Genomic DNA, 25,849 nt, shown 5'->3' on the forward strand with positions numbered 1-25,849 from the left:
GCCCACGATGCATAAGACCGCCTCGTGGGCGGTGCGCCTGGGTGGGGACCAGTTCCTCACCCAGGCGCTCCACCGCTCCTACGCCGTGTTCCCCACCGAGGGCGTCGGCACCGCGCCTCTCCTGTCCTGGGATGACCTGAACACCGTCCTCGCCACCCACCGCATCGACCCGCCGCGGCTTCGGCTGTCGATGGACGGGCAGACCGTTCCTGTCGGGCGGTACTCGACCCTGGCGACCAACCGGCGTGGGGTGACCTGGAATCGGCTGCACCCCGCGCAGCTCCACGCTCAGCTCGCCGAGGGCGCCTCGCTGGTGGTGGACGCGATCGACGAGATCCACCCGCCGATCCGCACCGCCGCCGAAGCGTTGGAGCGCTTCATCGGCACGCCTGTGCAGACCAACCTCTACGCATCCTGGACGGAGAAGGAGGGCTTCGGTCGGCACTGGGACGATCACGACGTGGTTGTGGTCCAGCAGTACGGGGCGAAGCGCTGGCGGTTGTGGGAGCCGACCAGGGAGGCCCCGACCTTCCGCGATGTGGATTCCCCGGAGGAACCCGAGGGCGAGCCGGTCGCGGACGTCGTTCTCCATCCGGGCGACGTCCTGTACCTGCCGCGCGGCTGGTGGCACAGCGTCACTGCTGACCAGGGCAGCGAGTCGCTGCACCTCACGTTCGGACTCGTAGCCCAGACCGGCGCCACGCTCCTGGGCTGGCTGGTGGACGAGCTGCACGAGAGCCCCGCCGTGCGGAAGGACGTGCCGCTCCACGCCGGAGCGGACGAGAAGGCCGCCTACCTGGCCGATCTGAGGGCTGCGGTGCTCACCGCGCTGTCGGACCCTGACCTGATCGACCGCTGGGCCACGGCCTCCGGCACCACCCACCTCGGTCGACCGGCCCCGTCCCTGCCCTTCATAGACGCCCTCCCCGCGGACCCGGAAATCAAGGTGCGGATCACCGCCCCTCGCGCCGAACTCACCAGCGACCCCACCGCCCGGACCGTCACCCTGTCCGCGGCCGGAACCGCATGGGACTTCTCCGAGCGGGTCGAGCCCGCCCTGCAAACCCTGCTGACCGGAGACCCGGTCAGTATCCGGGAACTCGCCGCAACTGCCGGCTTGGAGGTCAAGGACGTGGCCAACGTCCTCACCGTACTCGTCCAGGGCCAGGCCCTCGCCGTAGTCGAGGTCGGCCGGTGAGCCCGGAACTCGGCCTGGGGACCTACCGGGTGCGCGCCGCCGGCGAAGCGGCGCGCACCGCCCTCACGGCCGGAGCGAAGTGGATCGACACCGCCCCCAACTACGGCCACGGCCGGGCACACCACGACCTGGCCCCGGTGCTCGCCGAGCACCCGACCGCCAAGGTGACGACGAAGACCGGCTTCTACCCGGACGGCCGCCACAGCATCGCCCCCCTGGACGTCCGCGTCCAGACCGAGGAATCGCTCGCCGTCCTCGGTCGCACCGACATCGTCTTCGTCCACAACCCCGAACGGTCCGACCACGACAGGCAGCAGCTGCACCACAACCTCCGCGTCGCGTTCGCCGTGCTTGAGGAGTTCGCGCAGGCCGGCCGCATCGGGGGGTACGGCGTCGCCACCTGGGCCGGCTTCACCAACCAGGCGTTCACCATCGCCGAACTGATCGCGCTGGCCGGCGAAGCAGCCGGGTCGACGAACCACCACCTCGCTGGCGTCCAGCTGCCGGTCAGCCTCGTCATGGCCGAGCCGATCACCCAGGCCCTCGACGGAGCCGGGCCGCTCGTCCACGCGCGCGACGCCGGGATCACTACGTTCGCCTCCGCACCCCTGCACGGAGGCGAACTGCCGAGCCTGATGACACCCGAACTGGTGAACCTCATCCAGCCGGGATCGAGCCCGCACACCGCCGCGTTCCAGCTCATCGGCGCCTGCCCCGCGCTGGACGTCGTCCTCACCTCGACCAGCACCCTCCAGCACTGGGAGGATGCCCAGGGTGCTCTCGCCCAGCCGATCCCCGACGCACGACTCAGGACGGTGCTCGATGTCCTTTCAGCCGGATGACGACACCCGGCACGACCTGACGGCAGCGCACCAGAAGGCCGCCGGATTCCTCAGGCTGGTGTGCACCGGACCGCCGGTCTTCGGTACCTCCGGAACCACTGTGGGCCGCCGGGCCGAGAACGTCTGGCTCCGGGTCTCCAGAGGCAGCCGCCACAGGGCGCCCCGGCCGACCGGCCAGGGCGCCCTCGGCGCTGAACAGCTCGTCCCTGCCTCCGTCCCGCGCCCCCGGCTCCACGACACCGTGGACTGGACCGAGGCCAGCTGGTTCTACCAGGCCGACGTCTTCGACCTGGTAGGTTCCGCGGTCTCCTCGACCCCGAACCTCCGAGAAGACCCCGGCCTGGACGACGACTGGTGGACCGCGCTGCGGAAGGCGCTGGCCGGCATTGCGGAAGCACCGGGCACGAAGATCACTCTGCGCCAGGCGTGGGTCGACGAGGTCTTCCCGAAGTACCTCGGTATCCCGGCCCCGGCCGGAGTCGAGCGGACCACCGGCCACGGCGACCTCCAATGGGCCAACCTGACCGCGAAGCCGCTCAAGATCCTCGACTGGGAACGCTGGGGCCTCGTGCCGGTCGGCTACGATCCCGCAGTCCTGTGGGTCAGCAGCCTCCTCGTGCCCGAAGTCGCGGACCGCATCCGCACGGAGTTCGCCGACATCCTCGACACCCCGGCCGGACAAGTCGGTCAGCTCATCGCTATTGCGGAGATGCTCCAGGCCGTTGACCGCGGGTACTACCCGGAACTCGCCACTCTCCTCGCTGACCGAGCACGTGAGCTGACCGGTGTCACCCCGCCGCAGGGCACCGCAGCTGGCCTCGTCCGGTAGACCATGGACCTCCGGCAGGAGCCCGTCAATCACGTCCTGGACCAGGTGGAGCAGCGCTTCGGCACGAGGTTGGACCGGCGCAGCGTGGTGCGCAAGCGCCGGACGGTCGGAGCCGGCACCGACCGCAGCAGCTGGGTCAGGGTCGAGCGCCGTCCCTGGGCGCGGGCGCGGGAACAGGGCTGGGGCGGATTCGAAGCCGCAGCGGTGTTGGCCGGCGTGGCGATGCCACGTTGGTACGGGTCGGCGACATGGCAGGACCCGGACGACCGGGCGATCTGGCACGTGGATGAGACCTCGCTGCTGCCTGAGTTCCCGGTCGGGGCCGCGGTGGTGACCGTCGACCCGGAGCTGCCCGATGGGTGGTGGTGCTCGCTGAACGCCTCGCTGGCAGTGCTGGCCGCTCAGCACACGGCCCGGGTGGCGGCCCCGGACACCGAACAGATCACGCAGCAGATGGTCGACGACACAATCAAGGCCGCCTTTCCCGGAGCGCACGACACTCGGGTGGAGCGGTGGTGTCCTGCTCACGCTGACCTGAACTGGGCGAACGTCACCGGCCCTGGTGAGTTCTGCCTGTTCGACTGGGAGGACTGGGGAATGGCGCCACGCGGACTCGACTCGGCGTCGTTGTACGCCGCCTCCCTCGCCGTACCTGCGCTCGCGGACCGGGTACGCAGGGAGCGCCGGGCAGATCTTGAGAGCCGCGACGGGATGGTGATGCAGCTGTTCGTGCTGGCGAAGATCGTCGGACCGCACGCCGGTCCGAACGACCCGCGAATGGGGCCGGCGCACCGGGAGGCCGCGCGGCTGATCCACGCTCTTCAAGGGGACTGAACGTCACTCTGGTTGCACGGAACCAACGTTGGCGAATAGGGAAGGAGTGCGCATGGACCCCATCACGCGCCGTTCGGCCGGTCACGACGCCGAGGACATCGCGAGCGCGAAGGAGCGAGGCTGGAGTGATCTGGCACCCATCGACGACGCGTACCAGGCGGGCGAGATCACGGCCGCCGAGTGGCACGCCGCCGTCCTGGGCGTCATCGAACCGGCCTATCTCAACGGCGACAACCCGCGGGCCCAGTCCGGCCACAGCGGCGACGGGATCCGCTGGCGAGAAGCCCGCAGCCTGCTCGTCGACCTGCTCCCGCCCCACGGTGGGACGTTCCTCGACATCGGATGCGCCAACGGCCACCTGATGGAGAGCCTGACCGACTGGGCGGCCGAAGCCAAGATCATCATCGAGTCCTACGGGGTGGAGATCTCTACCGCCCTCGCTGACCTCGCCCGAACCCGCTGCCCACAGTGGGCGCATCGAATCTGGACCGCCAACGCGATGGGCTGGAAGCCTCCACATCGCTTCGACGCCGTCCGCACCGGTATGGACTACGTGCCGGCGGACCTGCGTGGAGCGTACGTAGCCCATCTGATGGACCATGTCGTCGCCCCGGGCGGCCGATTGATCATCGGCGTCTACAACGAGGAACGAGACCAAGCCACCACGGCGGACCTGCTGCGGTCCTGCGGCTACACCCCGGCCGGCATCACCACAAGAGACCACCGGCACCCCAAGATCCAGTACAAGGGTCTGTGGCTGGCGAACGATTGAGTAATCGCTTCGCTGCCGCCGCGTCACCCACCGCAGGGCACCCCCGGCCTCGTTCGGTAGACGATGGACCTCCTGCAGGAGCCCCGCCATCACGTCACGGAGTTGGCCGATGACCATGGGGGAGGCCTGCGTGGATCAGCGTGCTCCCTTGCCGTGCAGAAACAACCGAGGGCCGGGGCCACCCTGATCGGCGGGCTGCTCGGCCACACCTCGGGGGATGTGGTCAGGTTCATCCATGCGGTGACCGATCCTTGGCTCACGTGACGGCCGAGCCGGGCGCCGCTCACCAGTCGAGGGGCTTGCGCTCGTAGAAGAGACCGCCGGTGGGGCCGTCGTCGGGGAGGGTGGCGAGCCAGACCGGGGTGTCGGCCGCCTCTTCGGGTGTGCGGTCGGTCTCGCCGTAGGCCATGCGGGTGTTGGTACGGCCGGGGGAAGCGGCGTTGACGAGGATGCCGGTGCCGGTGAGTTCGGCGGCGAGGATCTGGGTGAGCGCGTTGAGACCGGCCTTGGCGACGCGGTAACTCACGTTTCCGGTACCCATGTTGCTCTGGGAACCGAGGTGGCTGGTGATGTTGACGATCCGGCCGTAGCCGTTCTTGCGCATCTCCGGTACGGCGGCTGCGGCGAGGCGCCAGGCACCGAGCAGGTTGGTGTCGATGGTCGCGCGGACCCGTTCGAAGTCGGGTGCGGAGGCGTCCTGGCCGCGGTCGATGGCAACGGCGGCGTTGTTGACGAGTACGTCGAGGCGTCCGAGCGGGGCGGCTGTGTCGGCGACGGCGCGGGCGACGCTCGCCGGGTCGGTGACGTCCAGTTCGTGGGAGTGCACGAAGAGCCCATTGGCGGCGAGTGCGGTCTCCGCCTCACGGCCGGCGAGGCGGTCGCGCACGCCGAGGACTACGTGCATGCCGTGTTCAGCGAGTCGGGCGGCGATGGCGAGGCCGAGGCCGCGGTTTCCGCCGGAGACGAGGGCGACTCGCTGGTCGCGGTGTGTGGTCATGCGGACAGTGTGGCGAGCAGTTGGTCGAGGCGCTGGACTTTCGGGTGCTTCCTGGCCATCGGGAGTTCGGCTCGGGCTGCGAGCGCTCGAGCCGTGTTGCGCTGGGATGGGGCGTCGGCGGCTAACTCGGCAGCAGTTTCCAGGAGATGGACGGCGTGGTCGGCGTGGCCGAGGGCGATGTGGGTGCGGGCGCTCTGGATCGTGTAGGTGGCCAGGTCGCGTGCCTTGGAGGAGGGCATGAGGTCCAGCGCGGTGGTGAAGTAGGTCTCGGCGTGCCAGGGAAGGCGCAGGTCCGCGTAGCAGGTGGCGGTCTGGGCATAGAAGTCCGCTGTGTCGAAGTAGCCAGTCCAGGCCGGGTCGTCGTCCGTGGTGGCGGAGCGGGCCATCAGGGTTTCGGCTTCGGATAGCAGGCGTTCGCAGGCGGCTCGGTTGTTGCAGGCGGCTTCGGCGCGGGCCTGCCTCAGCAGCAACATGGCCCGAGTTCTGGGGGTGACGTCACCGGCGCCTTCGACGGCGGCGCTGGCGAGCGCGCGCGCGGCGCCGGTGAGGCCGTGGTCGTAGCACTGGAGGCTGAGCGATTTGAGGATGTTGGCGCCCAACGCTCGGTCATCGGCGGCGTGGGCGGCTCGCAGTCCGGTGGTCCAGTAGCGCTGGGCGGCGCTATCGAGTCCGGCGTCGAAGCTGGCGAAGCCGGCGAGGCGGGCGAGCTCGGCGTCGAGACGAAGAAGGCGTTGGCCGACCTTCTCGGTGTAGGACGACTCCTTGAGGAGGTTGGTGACCGTGGCCAGCTCTGTGTGGAGGAGGCGGCGGGCTCGTTGACCGCCGAGGGCGGCTTCCAGTCGTCGCAGGCGGGGGAGCCCGCCCTCCAGGTCTTCGAGGAGCCGCTCGTCAACTCTGCCGCCGGCCAGCGCGGCAGCCAGGGCGCCAGGCTCCTGGGTAAGCCACTGGTTGGCGAGAAGGGTGAGTGCCTGTCCGCCGAGCTTCATGAATCCGCGCCGGTCGGGCATCGCGTGCTCCAGAGTGTCGTCCAGTGCATCGAGCGTGCCCGCCGTGGTCCAGGGGAAATCCGTGCGAACCGGCCCACCGTCCGGCAGCCACCCCGGCCAGCCGAGCCGGTGCACCTCCCGCAGCGGCACGCCGAGCGCCGCCGCCAGGGCCTCCTGGCTTTCGGCGTCCGGCTCGACCCCCCAGTTCTCCCACTTCCACGCCTTGCGCCGATCGGCCGACCGCTTGGTGGATTTGGCGACGATGTCGACGACGTCCTGGAAGGTCCAGCCCTGCTCGTCCCGGACCACGCTGAGCGGGTGGACCAGCCGTATGTCTGCGCGTAAGCCGTTTGATCGGCCCATCAGCAACCCCCGATGTGTTCACCGGATTGTAGCCAATTGGCGACTGTGTGCTGATGTTTCTCGTGGGGCGGCTGGGGCCGGAATACGACACGAAGACGACAAAAGCGCTCTTCACAGGGGGAGTTGAGCAGGAGTTAGCTAGTGCTCCCCCTGAAGGGTGCCCGGCCGCTGGTCTGCGGCGGGGCACCCGGGGTGCAGCCGGGGACCGCCTCATGACCCGGCCGCGCAGCGAGAAGACGTCACGTGGACGGACCACTCGCACCGATCGCCGAGAGCACGGCACGCCAGCCGTGCTCGCACCCGCTCACCCGCACACCGATCCGTCCGCCGTGCGCCGTCGCGCCGCCGGGCGAGGCCGACGTGCCCAACCACTTGAGGAGCCTCATGTCCCGAAGGACCGCCGTCGTGACTGGCGGGGCCGGCTTCATCGGCTCCCACCTGTGCGACGTGCTGACCCGCACCGGGTTCGCCGTCGTCTGCGTGGACAACTTCCTGACCGGCAGCCGCAGCAACATCGAGCACCTGCGCGGCACGGAGCACTTCGAGCTGATCGAGCAGGACGTCAACGACAAGCTGGCCGTCGCCGACGAGGTAGACGTGGTGTTCCACCTGGCGTCCCCGGCTTCCCCCGCCGACTATCTGCGCCACCCCATCCCGACCCTCTCGGTCGGCTCCATCGGCACGCTGAATGCGCTGGAGCTGGCCAAGGAGCGCGGCGCCCGGTTCGTCCTCGCCTCCACCTCCGAGGTGTACGGCGACCCCCACCAGCACCCGCAGACCGAGTCGTACTGGGGCAACGTCAACCCGATTGGCCCGCGCAGCGTCTACGACGAGGCCAAGCGCTTCGCCGAGGCCGCCACCGCCGCCTACCGCCGCGAGTACGGCACCAACACCGCGATCACGCGGATCTTCAACACCTACGGCCCCCGGATGCGCACCGACGACGGCCGCGCCGTGCCGGCCTTCGTCACCCGGGCGCTGGCCGGGCAGCCCCTCCAGGTCGCCGGGGACGGCAGCCAGAGCCGCTCGCTGTGCTACGTCGACGACACCGTGGCCGGGCTGCTGGCCGTCGCCGAGAGCAGCCACCCAGGGCCGGTCAACCTGGGCACCGAAGACGAGCGCACCGTGCTGGACATCGCCCAGCTCGTCCTCGGCCTCACCGGCTCCACCGCCGGCATCGAGTTCGTCGATCTGCCGCAGGACGATCCGGCGCGCCGCCGCCCCGACACCACCGTGGCCCGCGAGGCGTTCGGGTGGGAGCCCCGGACCACGGCCGAGGACGGCCTGGCCGCCACCATCGCCTGGTTCACCCGCCAGCTGACGTCCGGAGCGGTGCGGTGAGCGCCCCGGCGGCCACCAGGCTCGACCGACTGCGGATGCGCGGATTCACGGTGGTCCCCGCCGTGGTCACCGACGCGCTGCTGGAGCGGCTGCGCGCGGAGGCCGACGCCCTGGTGGCCTCCTTCGAGGACGGCCACCGAGCGGAGGACTTCTGGCACTTCACCCGCGAGGGCGAGAGCGCCCCGGTGCTCTACCGCGTCCACAACCTCCAGCGTCAGCCCGGCGCCCCGCTCGCGGCCGGCCTGTTCGCCACCGGCCCGCTCCACCACCTCGCCGAGACGCTGCTCGGCTGCCCGGCCACGGCCCGGGTCATCGCGATGATCGTCAAGATGCCGCACGTGGCCGCCGCCGTGCCCTGGCACCGCGACCGCACCGACGCCGCCCCAGGCACCGCGATCAACCTGAGCCTGTTCCTGGACGACTCTGACGCCGACAACGGCTGCCTGGAGTTCGTCCCCGCCAGCCACCTCCTCGACGACGACGCGGACATCGACCAGGTCCGCGACGCCGGGCCGGTCCTGCCAGTGGCCGCGAAGGCCGGCGACGTCGCCGCGCACGACGTACGGGTCGTCCACGCGTCGCGCCCCAACTCCTCAGCCCGGCCCCGCCGCAGCATCGTCATCGAATTCGTCCCCGCCGACACGGAGTCACCGTGACCAGCCCCGCACCCGCCCGCCGCCCGAAGGTCGCCACCATCACGGTCGGCACCAACGAGTCCCGGTGGCTGCCCGCCTGCCTCTCCACCCTGCTCGCCAGCCACACCCCCGACCTCGACCTCACCGTCTGGTACGTCGACAACGCCTCCACCGACCGCAGCACCGCACTCGTCCGCGACAACAACCCGCAGACGCGGATCATCCAGAACGACAGCAACCTCGGCTTCGCCCAGGCCAACAACGTCGGCATGCGCGCGGCGCTGGCGGACGGCGCCGACTACGTCTTCCTCGTCAACCCGGACACCCGCACCCCGCCGGACCTTATCCAGCAGCTGACCGCCTTCATGGAGCGCTGGCCCGAGTACGGCATCTGCGGCCCCATGCAGTACACCTACACCGAAGACGGGCCGGTCGTCCTGGACGAGTACAACGACTGGTCGCGCACGGCCGAGCGCTGCGGGGAGGCGGACGGCTTCGCCGCAGACCGACCCGACCGCCCCTCACCGGCCGGCCCCGCCGCAGGCCGCGCCCCCGACACGCTGGAACACGCCTACGTCCAGGGCGCCGCGTTCTTCGTCCGCGCCGAACTCCTGCGTTCCGTTGGGCTGTTCGACCGCGTCTTCCACACCTACTACGAGGAGACCGACCTGTGCCGCCGGGCCCGCTGGGCGGGCTGGCGCGTTGCGCTCAACCTCGGCCTCGGCATCCAGCACTTCGGCGGAGGCGGGACCGGAGCGAGCACCTACCGCCGGGTGCAGATGCGCCGCAACCGCTACTACTTCCTCTTCACCGACATCACCTGGAGCTGGCCGGCCACGGTGAGCCTGGCCGGGCGGTGGCTGCGCGAGGACCTGCTCGGCCGCTCCGTTGGCGGCACCACCACTCCCGTGCGCGGATGGGCGGAGACGGCAGCCGCCACCTGGTGGCTGCTGCGGCTCGCCCCGACCATCGCCCGTCGCCGCCGGACCCACCGCAGCCTGCGCGCTGCCCGCCCGGGTGCCCGCACCAGCAAGGGGGCACCGTGACCAGGCTGCTGATCGCCGGGGACTTCCACTGGCAGGCCGGGTCAGCCCACATGATCGCCGAGTACGTGACGGCCGCGCCCGCCCTCGACTGCGAGGTCGCCCTCGCCGGTCCCCTGTGCCGCATGGACGAGCAGGTCCCCCTGCTGCTGCCGGTCGTCGACGACCTCCACTGGGGCACCCACCTCGTCCTGGTCTTCGAAGGGCGCCAGTTCCTCGACGAGAAGCGCCTGGAACTGTGCGAGCGCTTCCCCCGCGAGCGCCGGATCGTCCTCGACCCGGACGCCCACTGGGGTGAGCACACCGTGCTCGGCGCCGACGACTCCGCCGGAGCCTACGGCCACGACCAGTGGCAGCAGCTGTACCGGCGCCTCAGCGACCTCGTCCTCCAGCCCCGCCTGGGCCCCCTCCCGGACGGCGCCCGGTTCTTCCCCTACTTCGGGATGCCCAAGCCGATACGCCGACCCGAGCACGCCCCCGCGCAACTGCCGTACGAGTTGCAGTACGTCGGCGCGAACTGGTGGCGATGGGACGCCCTGGCTCGCCTCGTTGAAGCCGCCCGGACGGCCCGCCCGCCGCTGACCCGCCTGCGGGTGGCCGGCCGCTGGTGGACCGGCGACCCCCACCCCGACCACCCCGCCGCTACTGCCAACCAGCCCGGCTGGCTGGCCGAACGCGGAGTCCACGTCACCGGCCCCGTGCCCTTCGGCACGGTCCTGACCCAGATGGCCAAGGCCGAGATCACCCCGGTCCTGGCCCGCCCCTTGCTCGCCCGTCAACATCTGCTCACCCCCCGCATGTTCGAGACCGTCGCGGCCAGCACCATGCCCGTCCTGCCGCCTGAACTCGCCTACACCGCCGACCTCTACGGCGAGAACATCGCACCCTTCCTCCTCAGCGGCCACCCCGCCGAGGACCTCGCCCGGCTGCTGCGCGACGCCACCGCGAACCGCCGCCGCCTGGGCCGCGTCCAGGACGACCTGCGCCGCCGCTTCAACTACCGGCGCGTCCTAGGCCAACTCCTCGCCTTCACCAACTAGCCGGGAGGACCACCGTGCCCAACATCCTGCTCACCGGGATCACCAGCTGCGAGAGCCGCGGCGTCGAGGCGCTCGCCCGCTCACTCGCCACCGAACTAACCACGGCACCGGACACCACCGTCACCGTGCTCACCCAGACCCCCGACATCGACGCCGAAGCGCTCAGGGGCGCCGGAGCGAACTGCATCGCGGACCCGTTCGTCGTCTCCCGCTCCTGGGCCACGATGCGGCCGGTCGAGACCGAGCAGCACCGCCGCGAACGCGCCGCCCGACTCCTCCAACACGCGGACCTGGTCCTCGCCACCGGCGGCGACCTACACACCTCCGACTACGGCGTCTCCACCTCCTACCTCGCGCTCCTTGACCGCGCCCAGCACCTCGGCGTCCCCACTGCGATGATCGGCCAGTCCATCGGGCCCTTCACCGATCCCGCCGAGACGGCGGCCTTCACTGCCACCGCAAGCCGGCTCGACCTGCTGACCGTCCGCGAGACCACCAGCAGGAGCTACCTCACCGACCAACTCGGCTTCCCTGCAGCGCGGGTGGTGTTGTCCGCCGACCCCGCCTTCCTCCTCCAGCCCTCCTCCCCGCAGCGCGCCGAGCAGCTGCTCGACGACGTCGGCCTGGCCGGCCACCAGCCGTACGTGTGCCTGGTGCCGAGCCGCGGCGTCACCCGCTACAGCACCATCAGCGACGCCGACCACCTGGACGCGCTGACCCGCCTCGCCGACACCATGTGGCGCGTACGCCGCCGACCGCTGGTGCTCGTCCCGCACTGCCACGACTCCCGAGCGCACAACGACGACCGCATCCTGGCCCGGGAGATCGCAGGCCGCCTGCCCGACACGCCTGTGCACGTCCTGGACCGCGATGGCACCGGGGCTGGCGACTACAAGGTCGTGCTCGGTGGCGCCGAACTGGTCGTCTCCGAGCGCCTGCACGCCTCGATCGGCGCCCTGTCCAGCGGTACCCCCGCCGTCGCCATCGGCCACAGCCCGAAGTTCCACGGCGTCCTCGCCGACACCTACGGACCCGCCATCCCCGCCACGGACATCCACCGCGACGTCGCCGCGTTCACCACCGACCCGGCCGCCGCCGAGCAGCTCGCCCGCCTGGACACCGCCAAGCTCCGCGACCACCTCGTCACCAGGCTCCCGGCCATCACGGCACTCGCCGCCGCCGACCTCGCCCGCGTGCGCGCTCTCCTCAAGTCCTGACCCCGCCACCCCGATCGGAGCACAGCATGGCCCTGCACCTGGTTACCGGCGGCGCCGGATTCATCGGCTCCCACCTCACCGACCGCCTCCTGGTCGCTGGACACGACGTCGTCGTCCTCGACAACCTCGACGGCGGCAAGCGAGAGAACGTCCCCCACGGCGCGACCCTCGTCACCGGGTCCATCGCCGACCGCGCCGTGGTGGACGAGCTGTTCGCCGGCCACACCTTCGACAGCGTCTTCCACCTGGCTGCGTTCGCCGCCGAGGGCATCAGCCACGCCGTCAAGGCCCACAACTACGAGGTCAACGTCCTCGGCAGCATTCACCTGATCAACGCCGCCCTGCGCACCAACGTCCGGTACTTCTCCTACGCCTCCTCCGTCGCCGTCTATGGCACCGGCCGCGTCCCCATGCACGAGGACGACCACCCGCAGCCCGCCGACAGCTACGGCAACGCCAAGCTCACCATCGAGCGCGAACTCGCCATCACCGCCCACCTCCAAAGGCTGCCGTTCACCGCCCTGCGGATGCACAACGTCTACGGTGAGCGGCAGAACATGGCCGACCCCCTGCGCAACGCGGTGGCGATCTTCCTCAACCAGATCATGCGCGGCGAGCCGATCACCGTGTACGGCGACGGCAGCCAGCGCCGCTCCTTCACCTACGTCCACGACATCGTCGGCTGCTTCCTTGACGCCGCCGACACACCTCGTCACTGGAACCGGGCGATCAACGTCGGCAGCCAACAGCCGTGTACCGTCCTGGAGATGGCACACGCAGTGCGCACGGCGATGGGCGTCCCGGATCACCCCATCCTCCACCTGGCCACCCGTGAGGAAGTCCACGCCGCCTACACCAGCAGCGAACTCGCCCGCCTGCTGCTCGGGGGCTGGAAGGACACCCCGCTGGCCGAGGGCCTGGCTGCCACTGCCGCCTGGGCCAGGAGCCACGGCCCCGTCAACCCCCGCAGCACGCTCACCCTCGAAGTCGGCGCCGACACCCAGCCCGAGTGGTACACCAATGCCACAGCCACATCCCGAGAGGACACCCAGCCGTGAACCAGACCATCACCCTGCCCCCGGCCGAGACCATCGCCACGGACGTCGGCGGCGTCCTCTACTACGACGAACCATTCGAACTCGCCTGGCTGCAAGGCGTCCTGGAACGCGCCGCCGAAGACGACCCGACGCTGACCATCGAGCGCTTCACCGCCGAGATGCGCCGCTTCTACCTCCACGAGGCCGGCACTACCGCTGGTCCCGGCCTCTTTACCCCGGCCGGCGCCCACAGCTGGAACCAGGTCCGCCGCACCTGGCACGACCACGTCCAGCTGATCCCCGGCGCCTTCGACTCCCTCGATGCCCTCTACTCCGACCGCCCCGTGTGCATCGTGGCCAACCAGCCACCCGAGTGCGAGGAGGTCCTGCGGGACACCGGAGACGCCGACCGCCTGGCGCTGATCGCCCTCGACTCCACGGTCGGCATCGCCAAGCCCGACCCTGGGCTCCTCCGCTGGGCGATGGACCGGCTCGGATGGCAGCCCGCCACCACCCTGATGGTCGGGGACCGCCCCGACCACGACGCCGCGCCCGCCCAGCAACTCGGCGTCCCCACCGCCCTCGTCGCCCCGGCCACCGGCTGGACCGCCCCGCCCGGCACCGACCCGGCCCTCGTCACCGCTTACACGGCCGTACGGGCCGAACGTCTGGAGCGCCGCCGGCATCCCGCCGCGGAGCACAGCTTCCGCCTGCTGGACCTCGCCGACCTTGCCGAACAGCTCAGCGGTCGGCGGCGCCCCACCACGAAGGAGCCCAGCAGGTGACCTTGCCCCTGACCCTGGCGGTCTGCAGCAACCGCCCTAGGCAGCTTCGGGCCGCCCTTCTCCGGCTCGATCACGTCCTCGGCCCCGACGACCGGCTCCTGGCCGTCGTCGACACCGCCGTCGATGCCGCCACCGCGCACTCGCTTACCCAGACCACCACCCGAGCGGCGCTGTTGTTCAACCGCGCCACGATCGGCCTGTCCTACAGCCGCAACCTCGTGCTGAAGGAGGCGCCGACCCGGCATGTCGTGTTCCTCGACGACGACATCGTCCCCACCGTCGCTGCGATCGACGACCTCCGCGTTGAACTGGAAGCGGGAGCCCACGTGGCCGGCACCCGGATCACCGCCGACCTCCAGGGGCGCCGGGCGCCCTGGTGGCTGACCAACGGTCAGCTGCACTACCTCGGCTCCCATCACCCCGCCCGGCCCGCCAGCATTTGGGGTGGCTGCTTCGCCCTCGACCGCGACCACGCCCGCCTGCTCGGAGTCGCCTTCGACGACCACCTCGGCCGTGTCGGCACCAGCCTCGCCTCCGCCGAGGACACCACGTTCGTCCGCCGGCTCGCGGCCCTGGGCGCCACCGCTACCGTCCTCGACACCACGCAGGTCCATCACCTGATACCCGCCCAACGTCTCCGGCCCGGATACCTCACCCGCCGCGCCTATTGGCAAGGCCGCAGCGAGGTTCGCCGGGGCACCGCCCGAGGTGGCCTGCACAAGGAGTGGAACCGCAACCGCTCCGGCGGCCGTGGCGTCCGGAGCGCCGCCCTCGCCCTCCTCTACACCACGGCGGTGCTGACCGGTATCGGCCGCGAACTCCTCGACCAGGCCGGGAGGCACTCGTGAAGATCGCCATGCTCAACCCGCCCCACCGGTACGGACAGGACACCACCCAGTGGATCACCATCCCGCCACAGGGCTACGGAGGCATCCAGTGGGTGGTCGCCACCCTCATCGACGGGCTCCTCGAAGCCGGGTGTCAGATCCTCCTCGTCGGCGCCCCCGGCACCACCCCCCGGCCGGGGCTGACCGTCTCTGACGCCGCCACCTTTGACACCACCCTGGCCGCGCTCAGCGAGTTCCGCCCGGACGTCGTGCACGATCACACCAACGGCCAGTTGCTGCCCGCCGAGCCGTCCTGGCCGGCAGTGCGTACCCATCACCTCAACGGAGTGCCCGAGCACCGGGCGAACGGCGTCTACCTCTCCCACGCTCAGCGCCGCGCCGCCGGGTCTGCGGAGGCGCCCATCATCCGGCTCCCGGTCAACCCCGACCGCTGCACCTACCGCGAGAAGAAGGACGACTTCCTGCTGTTCCTCGGCCGGGTCTCCGCCCACAAGGGCGCGCGGGACGCCGCGGCCTTCGCCCAGGCCGCCCGCCTCCCGCTGAAACTCGCCGGCCCGGCCTGGGAGCCGGACTACCTGCACGGCATCCTCACCGACTACCCCGGCACTGCGGAGTACATCGGAGAGGTCGGAGGGAGCCACCGCACCGAACTCCTCGCCGCGGCCCGGGCCCTGCTCGTCCTCTCCCAGCCCTTCGGCGGCCCCTTCGGAGGCGAGTGGATCGAGCCCGGGGCCACCGTCGTCGCCGAGGCCGCAGCCAGCGGCACCCCAGTCATCGCCACCGATAACGGATGCCTCGCCGAGATCGCCCCGTACGTCGGCATCGCCCTACCGGTCGAGCAGACGCCCACCGGCGAGGAGGCCGCCAAGATCCTTGCCAGCCTCCCGGCCCCGGAACAGCTTCGCGCCACCGCGGTCGAGCGCTGGGGCCACCACGTGGTCGTCGCGAAGTACCTGGAGGTCTACCGCCGCGCCGCCGCAGGCGGCACCTGGACCTGACCCGAGATCAGCGCGAACGCTTCCCGGCCGCGATCCGCTGCCGGGAAGCCTCGTACAGCACTGCGGTCGCAGCGTTCGCCGCGTTCAGCGAACTTGCCGCCCCCGTCATCGGGATGCTCACCGTGAAGTCGCACAGCTCCCGCCACGTGCTGGACAACCCGGTCGTCTCGTTGCCCACCAGCAGCAGCACCGGCTGGGTCAGGTCGAAGTCGAAGACATCGGCGTCGCCCTTCTCGTCCGTGCCCACCAGGACCAGCGGGTGACCGGCGGCCCGCTGGTGCTCCACCCAGGCCATCACCTCGTTCGGCCCTGGCACCCGGACGGACGGCAGCGAGAACAGGCTGCCCGTGGTCGCCCGTACGGCCTTCGGGTCGTAGACGTCGGCAGCATGGCCCGAAACGATCATCCCGTGCGCGCCGAAGGCGTCCGCTGACCGGATGATGCTCCCGATGTTGCCCGGCGTGGTCGGCCGGTCGAAGAGGACACCGAGGAAGTCCGGCCCGACCTCGATCCGGCCCAGGTCGTCAGCTGGCATGCCGACTACCGCGATCACCTCGGGCGCGCCCTCGGTCTTCTCGCCCAGCTCCGCCAGCAGCTCCGGTGCCATCACGATCCGCTCGGCCCGGGTCGTCCGAAGCAGCTCCTGCGCCCAGCCCGACAGCTTCCGCCGGTCGTCGTAGAGCAGCGCGGTGATCGGCCAGCCGTACTCCACGGCCAGCGAGATCGGCCGAACCCCCTGGACCAGGAACTCGCGCAGTTGGCTCCGCTTCTTTCGGTTGGTGAGCAGTGCTTCCCACTGCTGGAACCGGGCGTTGCGGGAGGTGATCCGCTGAACCGCTGGCACCTGTCCTCCAAGATGAGCTGACTACTTCGATGCGTTCCGACCACAGCGGAGTCCGCACCAGCGCAGCTAGAAACCCTACACCGGCGGCATTGTTTGACAGCTTTCTCTGAAGCGGCAGACCTGAGAACCAGACGCCACTCGTCGCTGACGGAGCGACATTGCCAGGGCCGGAGCCTCGGCCTCCTTGCTGCCGCCTCCTGGGGGCGTGTCTACGCCTCGCGACGACCGGTTGCCGGTACAACAGCGAAGGGACCTTAGCGGTGCCCCGGCAGGGGAGCAACGCCGCAGTCCCTTCGCTGTTGTTGTCCTCGGACCTCCGAGGCGCCGCCCTACTACGCGGTGAGGTCCACGCCAAGCAGGTCGGAGAGAGTGGCGACCGTCCGCGTGGGGTCCTGGTTGTGCACCCCTGCGAGGCCGAGCTGCTCCGCTGCCTTCACGTACGCCTCAGTGTCGTCGACGAAGATGCACTGCTCGGCCGGCAGGTCCATCAGCTTGAGCGTGACCTCGAACAGCTCCGGGTCGGGCTTACGCATCAGGTGCTGCTCAGAGATCACCACGACGTCGTACAGCCGCTCAAGCTCGTAGCCGTCGTACAGGTCCCAGGGGGCAAGTCCCACGCTGTTGGACAGGATGCCCACCTTGATCCCCGCGCGCCTTGCCGCAGCAGCCGCGTCGATCAGCCGCGGCTCGGGGCGCAGGTCGCCGAAGATTCGGCCCATGAGGTTGTCGGGGGACACGCCCAGCATCTTGCCGGCGAATTCGTTCCACTCAGTCTGGGAGACCGTGCCACGCTCAAGATCACTGGTGATCCGGACGCCTTCCTCGTCCTTGTACAGGGCCGTAAGGCAAGCGCCCTGCGGAAGGCCCTCGCGCGCCTCGAAGGCGAGCACTGCGGGAAGCAGCGGCGTGGTGAGCACCCCGCCGAAATCGAGGATGAGGCCAGTGCGGTTGGACATGCGGGAACTCCATTGATTGCTGAGAATTCGGACGCCCATCCAGAAAGGACGGCATCACGGCCCCGGCTACATATGGTGACGACAGCTACTGTGCGTCGCAGGCCAGGGTGCACCTACGGGCGGATCAAGACGTACTAGCCCGCACATCCACGGTACCAAACCAGTCCGCGAAGCGGATGGTGCTAAATCTCACTCGCCTTGCCCGCCCAAGATCGCTATGTTGCGAGCCCGCGCGCCGGAGATGAAATCGCCTCGGGGTGTTCTAGGGAACTCATGACAGGCTGCCGGTCCTCTTCCAAATCCGCCATTGCCGCGTACACGAGAAGCTCCTGCGCCTGATCCTCGGCGATATTTGAATAAGCCGTGCTGACGCGTGCGAGCCACGCCGCTTCGCTGTCGGTATCAACGAAGGGCTTATCGCGCAGAGGAGCGGAGGGTTCCATACTCGCAGGTGCGGTGTCGACGGCCTTGAGCGCGGCCTTAATCCAGTACGCCTCTGCGGTCGGCTCAGGATCGGAATGCGAGGCGGTAACATCCTCTGCGGCGAATATCAGGTCCCGCGGAGCGTAATAGCGCAGTTTCTCGCAAGCGTCAGCAATATCCTGGGTCCACCTATCGAGGCGGACGTCAATCGGAACGCGAACTTGCATAAATTCCGTGAGACGCTTACCGGGCGGATACAGGCTCGTCCCAGGAAAAGCCTCCGCCAGGTCGAACCAGAGTGGATAGATCCGATTAAGGGTGCGCCACGTCTTCCATCGGCCGGCTACCGCGCGACTGGTGGGAATGCTTGCTCCAATGGCGACGATAAGGAAAAGCAGGTCCATCCATACCAATTCGGCGTCTACGGCGAACTGCACCGTGGAGCGGCTCAGGGGGAAGGCCACCGCGACCCACAGGAGTCCGGGGCGGGCCAGCGAATGGACAATCCCCATCCACATCGCGACCGCCATCAAACCCAGCCCGATGCGCATGCTTGTACAATCGGCCTGCCGTGCCGCCCTCGTCCACTGGTAGCTGCAAACTGCGGCCGTAACAAGCGGGAAGAAGTAGAAGACGCTCATATAGACCGCGACCCCCCACTGGCCAGCGTGGTCGATGAGGAAATCGTGGCTCTGCACCCTGCGGTCCACCACAGTGAAAAACAGAACCGTGAGCAAAACGGCTCCTACAGCCCCCGCCTTATAGGACGCACGGGCGATCCGCCGGGAGATCGCTACGTGACGGGGCACAACTGCCTCCGTGCTCCGCCCGTAGCTAGTGGAGACGTAGGTCAGGGCTGCGATGGTCGCTGCAGTGCTGGCAAAGTGTCTCAGCAGGGCGTCTAGATCCACCACGGGAATGCGAGCTACGGCATTCATTACTGCCGGCGTGTACAACCACAGGGCTACGGCGAATCCTGCATATCCGCCCCAGAGTGCCCGGCGGTGAAAATCGCCGTAGCGAACTGCAGGGAATCGCCATACGGCGATTGCGGTCATCACTATCGCCGTCAGGTATTTAAAGTACTCGAACATGTAACCAGTGGTTGTCTGTGAAGACTGCCCATGTGCCGCCCCCGAGGTCGGCTGACGGCAGCCTTAATTGCCAGTAGATGGACGGTTTGATGTGGAGTGAATCGCAAGGCCCTTGTTCTCACCTCCGCGGTCGCCGCGCAATTGCGGCTAGCGCCTGCGTCGTGGCGGAGCAACGGGGTGGGCGAGCGAGGACTCCAGGAGACTAACCATGTCATCTCCCGTGACCGACTGACGTCGGCCCAGCCGCTTTATCAGTGAGGCTGAAAGCTCGGCCTGCTTCTCCTCGGGGCTATCAAAATCCACTCGCCCTTGCACCAGGGACGACGGGAAACGACGGATCACTTCCTGGCGGATGCGCTCAGGTACGTAGCGCTCGACCTCGGCAGCCGTCAGGGTGGTCCCATGGTCCAACCACTCATGTGCAAGCTCATGGAGGATAATGTGCTCAGTTTGATTTCGGCTTGAACGGCGACGATAGAGAATGACCGTGAACTCCGGCGCTTTGACTCGGAGACCACATGCCGTGCCAAGTCCCCCATCGGGGTCATCGAGCGGAACTAGCTGAATCTGGCGACCCAGCGCCCCCTCCATATTTCGTACCAGTGCCTCCACGCTGAAAGGAGCGGGAGTGGGGAGATCGGCGAGCGCCTTCTCGCATTCCTTCACAAGTGCGCGCCGTGAAGGGTCTCTACGCCAACGCATAGTCGCTCCATTGAAATGCCACTGGTTCTCACCGCAAGCCCCACTCCGATACTCGTACGCGAGGCGCTAGTAGTTAGGAGGACTGTGCCTGAGGTGCACTACAGCCGATCGACTGTCTGACCCAGGTCTAATCGTACAAGGAGGAACTCGTGTTATGCCCCGGTGGGCCTGTTGCGAAAGTCACGCTACTTAGCGTGACAATTCCATGATCGAAAATGCGCAGCGGCATCTTAATTGTTTGCCTGGCCCCGGGGGGCTTGGCCGTCGACTGCCAGCCTTGTGGGGCGTCGCGGATAGCGGCCGGCAGTGCACGCGCGCGTGGGGTGCTCCGGGGTCGTACGGCGCGGGCGGGTGCAGCTCGGCGTCAGTCCCCGTCTTGCGCCTCGGGCAGCTTGTGCCGCAGCTCCCCGACTAGGTTGTTGATCGTGGCCATCATCTCTGCAGACAGGCCCTTGCCGTTGCCGCGTGCAGCCAGGCCGAGGATCTGTCCCCGTTGGATCGAGCCGAGGAAGCGGATCGCTTCCAGGAATTCGCGAGCCGCAGGGCTGACCTCTGTGTCGTCCTGGAAGAGGGCGACGTCGACCTGGAGCGCCTCGGCCAGGCCCGCGCGCACCACGCCGGAAGCGTCCGTCGTGGCGCCCGCGCGTAGGGATGCGATGTCCTCGACTGTAACGACCGCCTCACCCGCGTGAGCATTCACGGCGCGTGCGATTTCGTCGTCAGACGGTGCCGCCTGGTCCGCGTACCCGTGCTCAAGGAGATAGTTGATCTTTTCGCCGATGGTGCGAGGGGCTGACGCCTGCTCGTCATGGGAGGCGGCAGGCCGAAGACCGAACGAGCAGTCCTGGGCGGCTAGCAGGACCGCCTCGGTCACCCCGTACGCCTTGGCGAGCGGTGGCACGTAGGCATCGCTGAGCCTGCGCCGACCGGTCTCCGCGTTGCTCACCGGCGCGCGGCTGGAGCCGATGATCGCGGCGGCTTGCGCCACGCTGAGGCCGGCATCGCACCGCAGAAGCTGCAGGTCCACCGGCCCGTCAGTGGGGAAGAGAACATCGAGCGGCTGGCCGAGCGCGGCTGCAATCGCGGGGAGCTTCTCGCCCTTGGGGTGGTCCTCACCGTTCTCCCAGCGCGAGACGGTGGGCCCGCTGACGCCGACCTCGGCGCCCAGCTCCTCCAGGCTAAGGTCCATGCCCCGCCGGGCGGCGCGTACGCGCTTGCCGTCGAATTGACGTGGGGGCACATGAACTCCAGCGGGGTGGCGAGCGGGCAGGTCGGGGCGGTGTTGAGACCACTGTAGTCCAGGCTTGATACATCTGCGCAACTAACGTACGTTTCTGTATCGCACCGCCGGAGGGGCTCCGCCTCACCATGGTGCCAGCCTCTGGCGACCCGTGTGCATGCTGCCTTGTTGTGGTCACTTGCGCAACGGCCGCTGGATTCGGCAATCAGGTGGCGCTGGCCGGTCCTGGAGCGACTCCCGACACCGACCTTCGCGAGCCCTGTCCGACCCGAAGTGCTCTGTGGAGTAAGGGATGGACTTGCCGCAGGCGTCTACGTATGTTCGTCGTCCCCGCAGGGCGGCGCCCAAGGGGACGGAACGAGCAGAGGGGGGGAAGCGGTGCCGCAGAGGGCGAGCCCTGCACGAATCAGGGCGAAATGAAACCGGCGCCCGGGAGCTACCAACTCCTGGACGCCGGGCCGGCACCCGAGGGTGCCGAATCACAACTCGCGAGCGGCGGGACTTCTTTTGCACGAGAGACCGCCGCGCGCGCTCCTACGAATCCAGGAGTATCACATGCTCAGCCCTTCAGGGGAAGCCCGCTACGCCGCGCCCAGCGCGAGCCAGCGGCGGCTTGGCGTCCAGCTCGCGGACATGATCCCCGGCGCGGTCAGCGTCCACGTCAGCCTCGCCGACCCCAAGCGCCAGTGGCCCCACCCCTACACGGTGGCGATCGACGAGCACGGCGAGCAGCTCGAGCTGAGCCGCACCACCACCAAGATCGCGGCCCGCTGGGTGCAGCGGACATGGCCGGAGGCGGACTGGACGCGCCCGCACAGCCTCGACCTCTCGACCGGACAGCTCGCCGTCGCCGCGGTCCGGGGCCGCTGACATGGCCCGCATCCGATCGGTCAAGCCGGAGACCTGGGTCTCCGAGACGCTGGCCGAGGTGTCGATCCCGGCCATGGTCACCTTCCTCGGCATGACCAACCACGCCGACGACCACGGCCGCCACCGAGACAACGCAGCGATCGTCTACGGCCTCGTCTGGCCGATGCGCGAGGAGATCAGCCGCGCAGACGTCGAGGACCACCTGCAGCAACTCGCCACTGCCGGAGCGGTCTGCCGGTACACCGGCTGCGACGGACGGCGCTACTTCCACTACCCGACCTGGCGCAACCACCAGAAGATCGACAAGCCGTCGCTCAGCCGCCTGCCGGCCTGCCCGCACTGCGAGCCGGAGCGGTGCGGCGTCTGCAAGGGCTCCTGCATCCAGCGGGCCGCCCTCGCCGACACCCCGGGAACGGCAGCCGAGGCCACCCCGAGCGCTCCCCGAGTGTTCGCCGAGGTTTCGGCGAACAGTCCCGCCGCCCTCCAGCAGCCGAACGAGCCCCTCCCGGCTGCCACCGCGCAGACGGCTCCCGCCGCCACCAGAGCAGCCGCCCCGGCGATCGAAGCCGAGCCGCAGCCCGTCCCGACCTCCCAGAAAGCCGCAGGTCAGACGGCATTCGCCGAAGCCTCCCCGAAGGCTCGCCGAAGCCTCCCGGAGCCCTCGGCGCCTGGATCTAGGATCTTGGATCCTGGATCTTCTTTCCCTACGGGGCGCCAGGCGCCGGACGCGGACACCGTCTCGGCAGGCCAGCTGGTCGGCGAGTACGTCGCCGCCTGCGCCGAGCGCCCGCCGGGCAGCGTGATCGGCCACCTCGGCAAGGTCGTCAAGACCCTGCTGGACGAGGGCATCGCCGCCGACCACGTCCGCACCGGGCTGCGGCGCTTCGCCGAGATCCAGGGCCACCCCTCCCGGCTGCCGAGCCTGGTCAACGACGCCATGAACGCACGAGGCGCCGGTTTGGCGCGGCCGGGATTCCGGCCTAACGTGCCCGCTCACCAGGCGTGGACCAACCCGGTCGACGCTGCCACCGCCTACGCCGAGGAGCTGTGATGCGCACCCACCGCGACCCGCAGACCCTCGCCGACGCCCCCTCGGTGCTCGACCGGATGGCCCGCATCCTCGCCGCCCGGGGCATCGACCAGCACGCGGTCGACGCCCTGCCGGACGAGCCGGAGCCCTACTCGGCGGAGGCGGCGCTGTCGGCCGGGCTGCCGCCGCGCTACCGCGACGCGCTCGCCACGCACCCGCAGGTCCTGGCCTGGGTGCGGCAGGTCGCTGGCCAGGCCGCCGCCCCGAGCCTCGGTGCCCGTCGCCAGGTCACCACCGGCCCCAGCCTGCTGATGGCCGGAGTCGTCGGCGCGGGCAAGACCCACGAGGCGTACGGCGCCGTCCGCGCCCTGGTACAGGCCGGCATCGGCGTGCGCTGGCGCGCCACCACCGCCGCCGACCTCTACGCGGAGCTTCGGCCCAGCTCGGACACCGACTCCGAGCGGGTCCTCGCCGCCTACGGCCGGGTGCCGCTGCTGATCCTCGACGACCTCGGCGCCGCCAAGAGCTCGGAGTTCGTCGAAGAGCAGACGTACCGGCTGATCAACCGCCGGTACAACCACATGCTCCCGACCCTGATCACCACGAACCTGCAGATCAGGGACCTCAAGGCCCACCTCGGTGACCGCGTCACCTCCCGGCTCGCCCAGATGACCACCCGGGTCGAGTTCGAGCTGGTCGACCGCAGACGCCTCCAGCGCGCCGCCTGACAGCCGCAGCGCCCGGCCGCCCCTCGGCGAGCCGCCTCAACTTCACCGACCCAGCGCACCTCTCCGCCGACGCCGCCCTGCGCGCGGAGAGCGATCGGAGCAACCCCTCATGACCACCACGACCAGCCCTGCCCGCCACCGCTCGCTCGGCGACCACACCTGGCAGGACCAGGCCGTCTGCACCCCGACCGAGTACAACCCCGTCGACCCGGAGACCTTCTTCCCCGGGCCGGAAGAAGCCGACAAGATCGCCACCGCCAAGGCGCTGTGCGCCCAGTGCCCGGTCGCCCGCGTCTGCCTGGACGCCGCCCTGGAGACGGGCGACACCCACGGCATCCGGGGCGGCTACACCGAGGAGGAGCGCGAACCCCTGCACGCCAGGATCAACGACCGCCTCGACTACAGCCGAGTCAACGCCACTCTCGCCGGGCGCGACATCGCCCTCACGAAGGCCGAGCGCCGCGCGGTCGTCCTCGCCGGGTACCGACAGGGCGTCCCCGTCGAACGCCTCGCCCGGCTCCTCAAGATCAGCCCGGAGCACGCCCTCAAGCTTTACCGCGAGACCCGCCGCGCGATCCGCCACCGCCAGATCGCCGAGGAAGCCACCCGCGCCGCCTCGGCCCACCACGATGCAACCAGCACCGCGCAGCTGACCTGCGCCGACTTCGGGACGGCCGCATGAGCACCGCCACCGCCACCGCCCCGACCGCCGCCCACGTCACCGCCTGGGACCGGGCCGTCGTCATCGCCCTCGGCGCCTCCGGCTGCGCGCTGAGCTTCTCCGCCCTCCAGCAGATGGCCGTCGCCATCCACGTCCGAGGCTTCCTCACCTACCTCTTCCCGATCATCGTCGACGGCTTCATCGCCTACGGGGTCCGCGCGCTGCTGGTCCTGCGCACCGCACCGCTGCGGGCCCGGATCTACGTGTGGACGCTCTTCGGCACGGCCACCGGGACGAGCCTGTGGGCCAACGCCCTGCACGCCGTCCGGCTGAACGAGCAGGACACGGCCGCCGGCCTCCGGCTCGGCGACACGGTGGTCGCGGTGCTGTCCACCATCGCTCCCCTCGCCCTGGCCGGGGCCGTCCACCTCTACATCCTCATCGCCCGAGGACCGGTCAGCCCCACCGACCGGGACGGTCACCCTGACCGACCGGCCGAGACTGACCGGGGTCAGGTCACCCCGGACCGAGGTCAGGTCACCGCCGAGGAGACCGGACTGACCGAGCGGCCCGTGGCACTGACCGCCGGTCAGGACAGCGCCGGTCGCCCCGCCCCCGGTCAGCCGGTCAGCCGCCCGGTCACCGCCACGGTCAGCCGCCCGGTCACCGACCCCACCGCGCCGCCGCAGCTGACCCCGGTCAGCGCGGTCAGCCTGGCCAAGCCCTCTGACCTGGGCCGTCACCCGGACGCCGACCGGCCGGTCACCGACCGACCGCGAGTCGAGCCGTCGGTCACCGCCCCGCCGGTCAGCCCCACCGAGGCCACCGGTCAGCCGGTCAAGCCGGCGGTCACCGCCCCGCCGGTCACTGACCGGGACGCTGACCGCCGCCCTGACCTGGACACCGAGGACCTGCTGAAGATCGCACGGCAGGCGGTCAGCCAGGAGGACAAGCTGACCCGCAAGGTCGTCGCGCAGGCGATCCGCGGTCAGCAGATCCCCCTGTCCTCCGACACGCTGACCCAGCTGATGGCCCAGCTCCGCGAACAGCACGGTCAGCCGGTCACCGCCAACAGGGACTGACCGACACCTGACCGCCGGGGCGACCGACGAGGCCACCCCGGCGGTCACCCACCCGCACCGCCGCCGAACGGGAGCACCCCACCATGCGCACCACCCCCGCCACCTGGGCCGAGGCGGATTCCTGGCTCGCCGTCCTCACTCAGCGAGGCCACGTCCACCGCGTCGAAACCGGTCCGGACGGTGCCCGCAGCGTCCAGCGAGGCCGGCACTCGCGCCCCTGGACCCTCCACCACCCCGTCCTCGCCCTGGACTTCGTCGAGGACCTCCTCCTCGAAATCCGCCAGCGCGACAGCGAGGCCAGCCGGTGACCGCCTCCGACCAGGACGGGACCACGCAGGCACCGGAGAGTGACCGTGACCAGGCTCCTGGCGGAGCAAGTTGTGGGGTAAGGAGTCCTTACCCCGCCCCCGCCCCGAAGGAGGCGGAGGCTCCCCGGTCGTCGGCAGACCCAGGG

The 25,849-nt window shown here is 69.8% G+C and carries 26 protein-coding genes; 20 read left to right on the forward strand and 6 right to left on the reverse strand.

Annotated elements, in window-relative coordinates:
* Window positions 1–7: 7 nt before the first annotated feature.
* From ACFXPX_RS06780 to ACFXPX_RS06800, 5 genes are read left to right on the forward strand one after another with little or no spacing between them, the layout of a single operon-like run.
* On the forward strand, window positions 8–1,198 hold the full coding sequence (locus ACFXPX_RS06780) for a cupin domain-containing protein (protein ID WP_380639873.1): 1,191 nt from the start codon (window positions 8–10) through the stop codon (window positions 1,196–1,198).
* A complete protein-coding gene (locus ACFXPX_RS06785) occupies window positions 1,195–2,040 on the forward strand; it encodes an aldo/keto reductase (protein ID WP_380639875.1) in 846 nt (281 codons plus the stop codon). The genes ACFXPX_RS06780 and ACFXPX_RS06785 overlap by 4 nt, the downstream gene beginning before the upstream one ends.
* Entirely contained in the window at window positions 2,021–2,869 is an 849-nt protein-coding gene (locus ACFXPX_RS06790; protein ID WP_380639877.1) for a hypothetical protein, read from the forward strand. The genes ACFXPX_RS06785 and ACFXPX_RS06790 overlap by 20 nt, the downstream gene beginning before the upstream one ends.
* Before the next feature lie 3 nt (window positions 2,870–2,872).
* The gene (locus ACFXPX_RS06795) at window positions 2,873–3,703 is read left to right on the forward strand and encodes a hypothetical protein (RefSeq protein ID WP_380639879.1); all 831 of its coding nucleotides are present in this window, start codon (window positions 2,873–2,875) and stop codon (window positions 3,701–3,703) included.
* A gap of 52 nt (window positions 3,704–3,755) precedes the next feature.
* Complete coding sequence (locus tag ACFXPX_RS06800; protein WP_380639881.1) at window positions 3,756–4,475, forward strand: class I SAM-dependent methyltransferase; 720 nt, start codon at window positions 3,756–3,758, stop codon at window positions 4,473–4,475.
* 283 nt (window positions 4,476–4,758) lie between these two features.
* Here ACFXPX_RS06800 and ACFXPX_RS06805 read toward each other — a convergent pair whose 3' ends face one another.
* Both ACFXPX_RS06805 and ACFXPX_RS06810 read right to left on the reverse strand, forming a co-directional pair.
* Window positions 4,759–5,472: an SDR family NAD(P)-dependent oxidoreductase gene (locus tag ACFXPX_RS06805; protein WP_380639883.1), complete on the reverse strand. Its 714-nt coding sequence runs from the start codon at window positions 5,470–5,472 to the stop codon at window positions 4,759–4,761.
* Window positions 5,469–6,767, reverse strand: coding sequence for a hypothetical protein (locus ACFXPX_RS06810; protein WP_380639885.1), 1,299 nt, complete (start codon window positions 6,765–6,767; stop codon window positions 5,469–5,471). The genes ACFXPX_RS06805 and ACFXPX_RS06810 overlap by 4 nt, the downstream gene beginning before the upstream one ends.
* A 438-nt stretch (window positions 6,768–7,205) precedes the next feature.
* On the opposite strand from ACFXPX_RS06810, the gene ACFXPX_RS06815 reads away from it, so the two are divergent.
* The 9 genes from ACFXPX_RS06815 to ACFXPX_RS06855 are packed head-to-tail and all read left to right on the forward strand — an operon-like array spanning window position 7,206 to window position 15,765.
* Entirely contained in the window at window positions 7,206–8,162 is a 957-nt protein-coding gene (locus ACFXPX_RS06815; RefSeq protein WP_380639887.1) for a UDP-glucuronic acid decarboxylase family protein, read from the forward strand.
* Window positions 8,159–8,818: a phytanoyl-CoA dioxygenase family protein gene (locus ACFXPX_RS06820; RefSeq protein WP_380639889.1), complete on the forward strand. Its 660-nt coding sequence runs from the start codon at window positions 8,159–8,161 to the stop codon at window positions 8,816–8,818. The genes ACFXPX_RS06815 and ACFXPX_RS06820 overlap by 4 nt, the downstream gene beginning before the upstream one ends.
* Window positions 8,815–9,843: a glycosyltransferase family 2 protein gene (locus ACFXPX_RS06825; protein WP_380639891.1), complete on the forward strand. Its 1,029-nt coding sequence runs from the start codon at window positions 8,815–8,817 to the stop codon at window positions 9,841–9,843. Before ACFXPX_RS06820 ends, ACFXPX_RS06825 begins: the two co-directional genes overlap by 4 nt.
* The gene (locus tag ACFXPX_RS06830) at window positions 9,840–10,880 is read left to right on the forward strand and encodes a hypothetical protein (RefSeq protein ID WP_380639893.1); all 1,041 of its coding nucleotides are present in this window, start codon (window positions 9,840–9,842) and stop codon (window positions 10,878–10,880) included. The genes ACFXPX_RS06825 and ACFXPX_RS06830 overlap by 4 nt, the downstream gene beginning before the upstream one ends.
* Before the next feature lie 14 nt (window positions 10,881–10,894).
* Window positions 10,895–12,097, forward strand: a complete 1,203-nt coding sequence (locus tag ACFXPX_RS06835; protein ID WP_380639895.1) for a polysaccharide pyruvyl transferase family protein — start codon at window positions 10,895–10,897, stop codon at window positions 12,095–12,097.
* Window positions 12,098–12,123: 26 nt separating this feature from the next.
* A complete protein-coding gene (locus tag ACFXPX_RS06840) occupies window positions 12,124–13,155 on the forward strand; it encodes an NAD-dependent epimerase/dehydratase family protein (protein WP_380639897.1) in 1,032 nt (343 codons plus the stop codon).
* Window positions 13,152–13,919 carry an HAD family hydrolase gene (locus ACFXPX_RS06845; RefSeq protein ID WP_380639899.1) on the forward strand — a complete coding sequence of 256 codons (768 nt, stop codon included), beginning with the start codon at window positions 13,152–13,154 and terminating at the stop codon, window positions 13,917–13,919. The genes ACFXPX_RS06840 and ACFXPX_RS06845 overlap by 4 nt, the downstream gene beginning before the upstream one ends.
* On the forward strand, window positions 13,916–14,767 hold the full coding sequence (locus ACFXPX_RS06850; protein ID WP_380639901.1) for a glycosyltransferase family 2 protein: 852 nt from the start codon (window positions 13,916–13,918) through the stop codon (window positions 14,765–14,767). The genes ACFXPX_RS06845 and ACFXPX_RS06850 overlap by 4 nt, the downstream gene beginning before the upstream one ends.
* Window positions 14,764–15,765, forward strand: coding sequence for a glycosyltransferase (locus ACFXPX_RS06855; RefSeq protein ID WP_380639903.1), 1,002 nt, complete (start codon window positions 14,764–14,766; stop codon window positions 15,763–15,765). The genes ACFXPX_RS06850 and ACFXPX_RS06855 overlap by 4 nt, the downstream gene beginning before the upstream one ends.
* 7 nt (window positions 15,766–15,772) lie before the next feature.
* Here ACFXPX_RS06855 and ACFXPX_RS06860 read toward each other — a convergent pair whose 3' ends face one another.
* From ACFXPX_RS06860 to ACFXPX_RS06875, 4 genes are all read right to left on the reverse strand, one after another.
* Window positions 15,773–16,609, reverse strand: coding sequence for a TrmH family RNA methyltransferase (locus ACFXPX_RS06860; protein WP_380639905.1), 837 nt, complete (start codon window positions 16,607–16,609; stop codon window positions 15,773–15,775).
* Between the two features lie 332 nt (window positions 16,610–16,941).
* Entirely contained in the window at window positions 16,942–17,565 is a 624-nt protein-coding gene (locus ACFXPX_RS06865; protein WP_380639907.1) for an HAD-IA family hydrolase, read from the reverse strand.
* A gap of 215 nt (window positions 17,566–17,780) precedes the next feature.
* Window positions 17,781–19,082, reverse strand: coding sequence for an MAB_1171c family putative transporter (locus ACFXPX_RS06870; protein ID WP_380639909.1), 1,302 nt, complete (start codon window positions 19,080–19,082; stop codon window positions 17,781–17,783).
* 1,066 nt (window positions 19,083–20,148) lie between these two features.
* Window positions 20,149–21,024 carry a helix-turn-helix domain-containing protein gene (locus ACFXPX_RS06875; protein ID WP_380639911.1) on the reverse strand — a complete coding sequence of 292 codons (876 nt, stop codon included), beginning with the start codon at window positions 21,022–21,024 and terminating at the stop codon, window positions 20,149–20,151.
* A 555-nt stretch (window positions 21,025–21,579) separates the two neighbouring features.
* On the opposite strand from ACFXPX_RS06875, the gene ACFXPX_RS06880 reads away from it, so the two are divergent.
* From ACFXPX_RS06880 to ACFXPX_RS06905, 6 genes are all read left to right on the forward strand, one after another.
* Window positions 21,580–21,894 carry a transcriptional regulator gene (locus ACFXPX_RS06880; RefSeq protein WP_380639913.1) on the forward strand — a complete coding sequence of 105 codons (315 nt, stop codon included), beginning with the start codon at window positions 21,580–21,582 and terminating at the stop codon, window positions 21,892–21,894.
* A 1-nt stretch (window position 21,895) separates the two neighbouring features.
* Window positions 21,896–22,945 carry a hypothetical protein gene (locus ACFXPX_RS06885; protein ID WP_380639915.1) on the forward strand — a complete coding sequence of 350 codons (1,050 nt, stop codon included), beginning with the start codon at window positions 21,896–21,898 and terminating at the stop codon, window positions 22,943–22,945.
* The gene (locus ACFXPX_RS06890; RefSeq protein ID WP_380639917.1) at window positions 22,945–23,652 is read left to right on the forward strand and encodes an ATP-binding protein; all 708 of its coding nucleotides are present in this window, start codon (window positions 22,945–22,947) and stop codon (window positions 23,650–23,652) included. Before ACFXPX_RS06885 ends, ACFXPX_RS06890 begins: the two co-directional genes overlap by 1 nt.
* A gap of 109 nt (window positions 23,653–23,761) precedes the next feature.
* Window positions 23,762–24,334: a WhiB family transcriptional regulator gene (locus ACFXPX_RS06895; RefSeq protein ID WP_380639919.1), complete on the forward strand. Its 573-nt coding sequence runs from the start codon at window positions 23,762–23,764 to the stop codon at window positions 24,332–24,334.
* Entirely contained in the window at window positions 24,331–25,395 is a 1,065-nt protein-coding gene (locus ACFXPX_RS06900; protein ID WP_380639921.1) for a DUF2637 domain-containing protein, read from the forward strand. Before ACFXPX_RS06895 ends, ACFXPX_RS06900 begins: the two co-directional genes overlap by 4 nt.
* Before the next feature lie 83 nt (window positions 25,396–25,478).
* Window positions 25,479–25,703, forward strand: a complete 225-nt coding sequence (locus tag ACFXPX_RS06905; protein ID WP_033817820.1) for a hypothetical protein — start codon at window positions 25,479–25,481, stop codon at window positions 25,701–25,703.
* Window positions 25,704–25,849 lie beyond the last annotated feature (146 nt).

The organism is Kitasatospora sp. NPDC059146, assembly GCF_042786665.1.
Classification (GTDB): Bacteria; Actinomycetota; Actinomycetes; order Streptomycetales; family Streptomycetaceae; genus Kitasatospora.

Excerpts from the sequence above, each read along its gene's own strand:
- ACFXPX_RS06780 (WP_380639873.1), top strand. The coding sequence starts at position 8 with ATGCATAAGACCGCCTCGTGGGCGGTGCGCCTGGGTGGGGACCAGTTC.
- ACFXPX_RS06790 (WP_380639877.1), top strand. The coding sequence starts at position 2,021 with ATGTCCTTTCAGCCGGATGACGACACCCGGCACGACCTGACGGCAGCG.
- ACFXPX_RS06795 (WP_380639879.1), top strand. The coding sequence starts at position 2,873 with ATGGACCTCCGGCAGGAGCCCGTCAATCACGTCCTGGACCAGGTGGAG.
- ACFXPX_RS06800 (WP_380639881.1), top strand. The coding sequence starts at position 3,756 with ATGGACCCCATCACGCGCCGTTCGGCCGGTCACGACGCCGAGGACATC.
- ACFXPX_RS06805 (WP_380639883.1), bottom strand. The coding sequence starts at position 5,472 with ATGACCACACACCGCGACCAGCGAGTCGCCCTCGTCTCCGGCGGAAAC.
- ACFXPX_RS06815 (WP_380639887.1), top strand. The coding sequence starts at position 7,206 with ATGTCCCGAAGGACCGCCGTCGTGACTGGCGGGGCCGGCTTCATCGGC.
- ACFXPX_RS06840 (WP_380639897.1), top strand. The coding sequence starts at position 12,124 with ATGGCCCTGCACCTGGTTACCGGCGGCGCCGGATTCATCGGCTCCCAC.
- ACFXPX_RS06865 (WP_380639907.1), bottom strand. The coding sequence starts at position 17,565 with ATGTCCAACCGCACTGGCCTCATCCTCGATTTCGGCGGGGTGCTCACC.
- ACFXPX_RS06870 (WP_380639909.1), bottom strand. The coding sequence starts at position 19,082 with ATGTTCGAGTACTTTAAATACCTGACGGCGATAGTGATGACCGCAATC.
- ACFXPX_RS06880 (WP_380639913.1), top strand. The coding sequence starts at position 21,580 with ATGCTCAGCCCTTCAGGGGAAGCCCGCTACGCCGCGCCCAGCGCGAGC.
- ACFXPX_RS06885 (WP_380639915.1), top strand. The coding sequence starts at position 21,896 with ATGGCCCGCATCCGATCGGTCAAGCCGGAGACCTGGGTCTCCGAGACG.
- ACFXPX_RS06890 (WP_380639917.1), top strand. The coding sequence starts at position 22,945 with ATGCGCACCCACCGCGACCCGCAGACCCTCGCCGACGCCCCCTCGGTG.
- ACFXPX_RS06895 (WP_380639919.1), top strand. The coding sequence starts at position 23,762 with ATGACCACCACGACCAGCCCTGCCCGCCACCGCTCGCTCGGCGACCAC.
- ACFXPX_RS06900 (WP_380639921.1), top strand. The coding sequence starts at position 24,331 with ATGAGCACCGCCACCGCCACCGCCCCGACCGCCGCCCACGTCACCGCC.
- ACFXPX_RS06905 (WP_033817820.1), top strand. The coding sequence starts at position 25,479 with ATGCGCACCACCCCCGCCACCTGGGCCGAGGCGGATTCCTGGCTCGCC.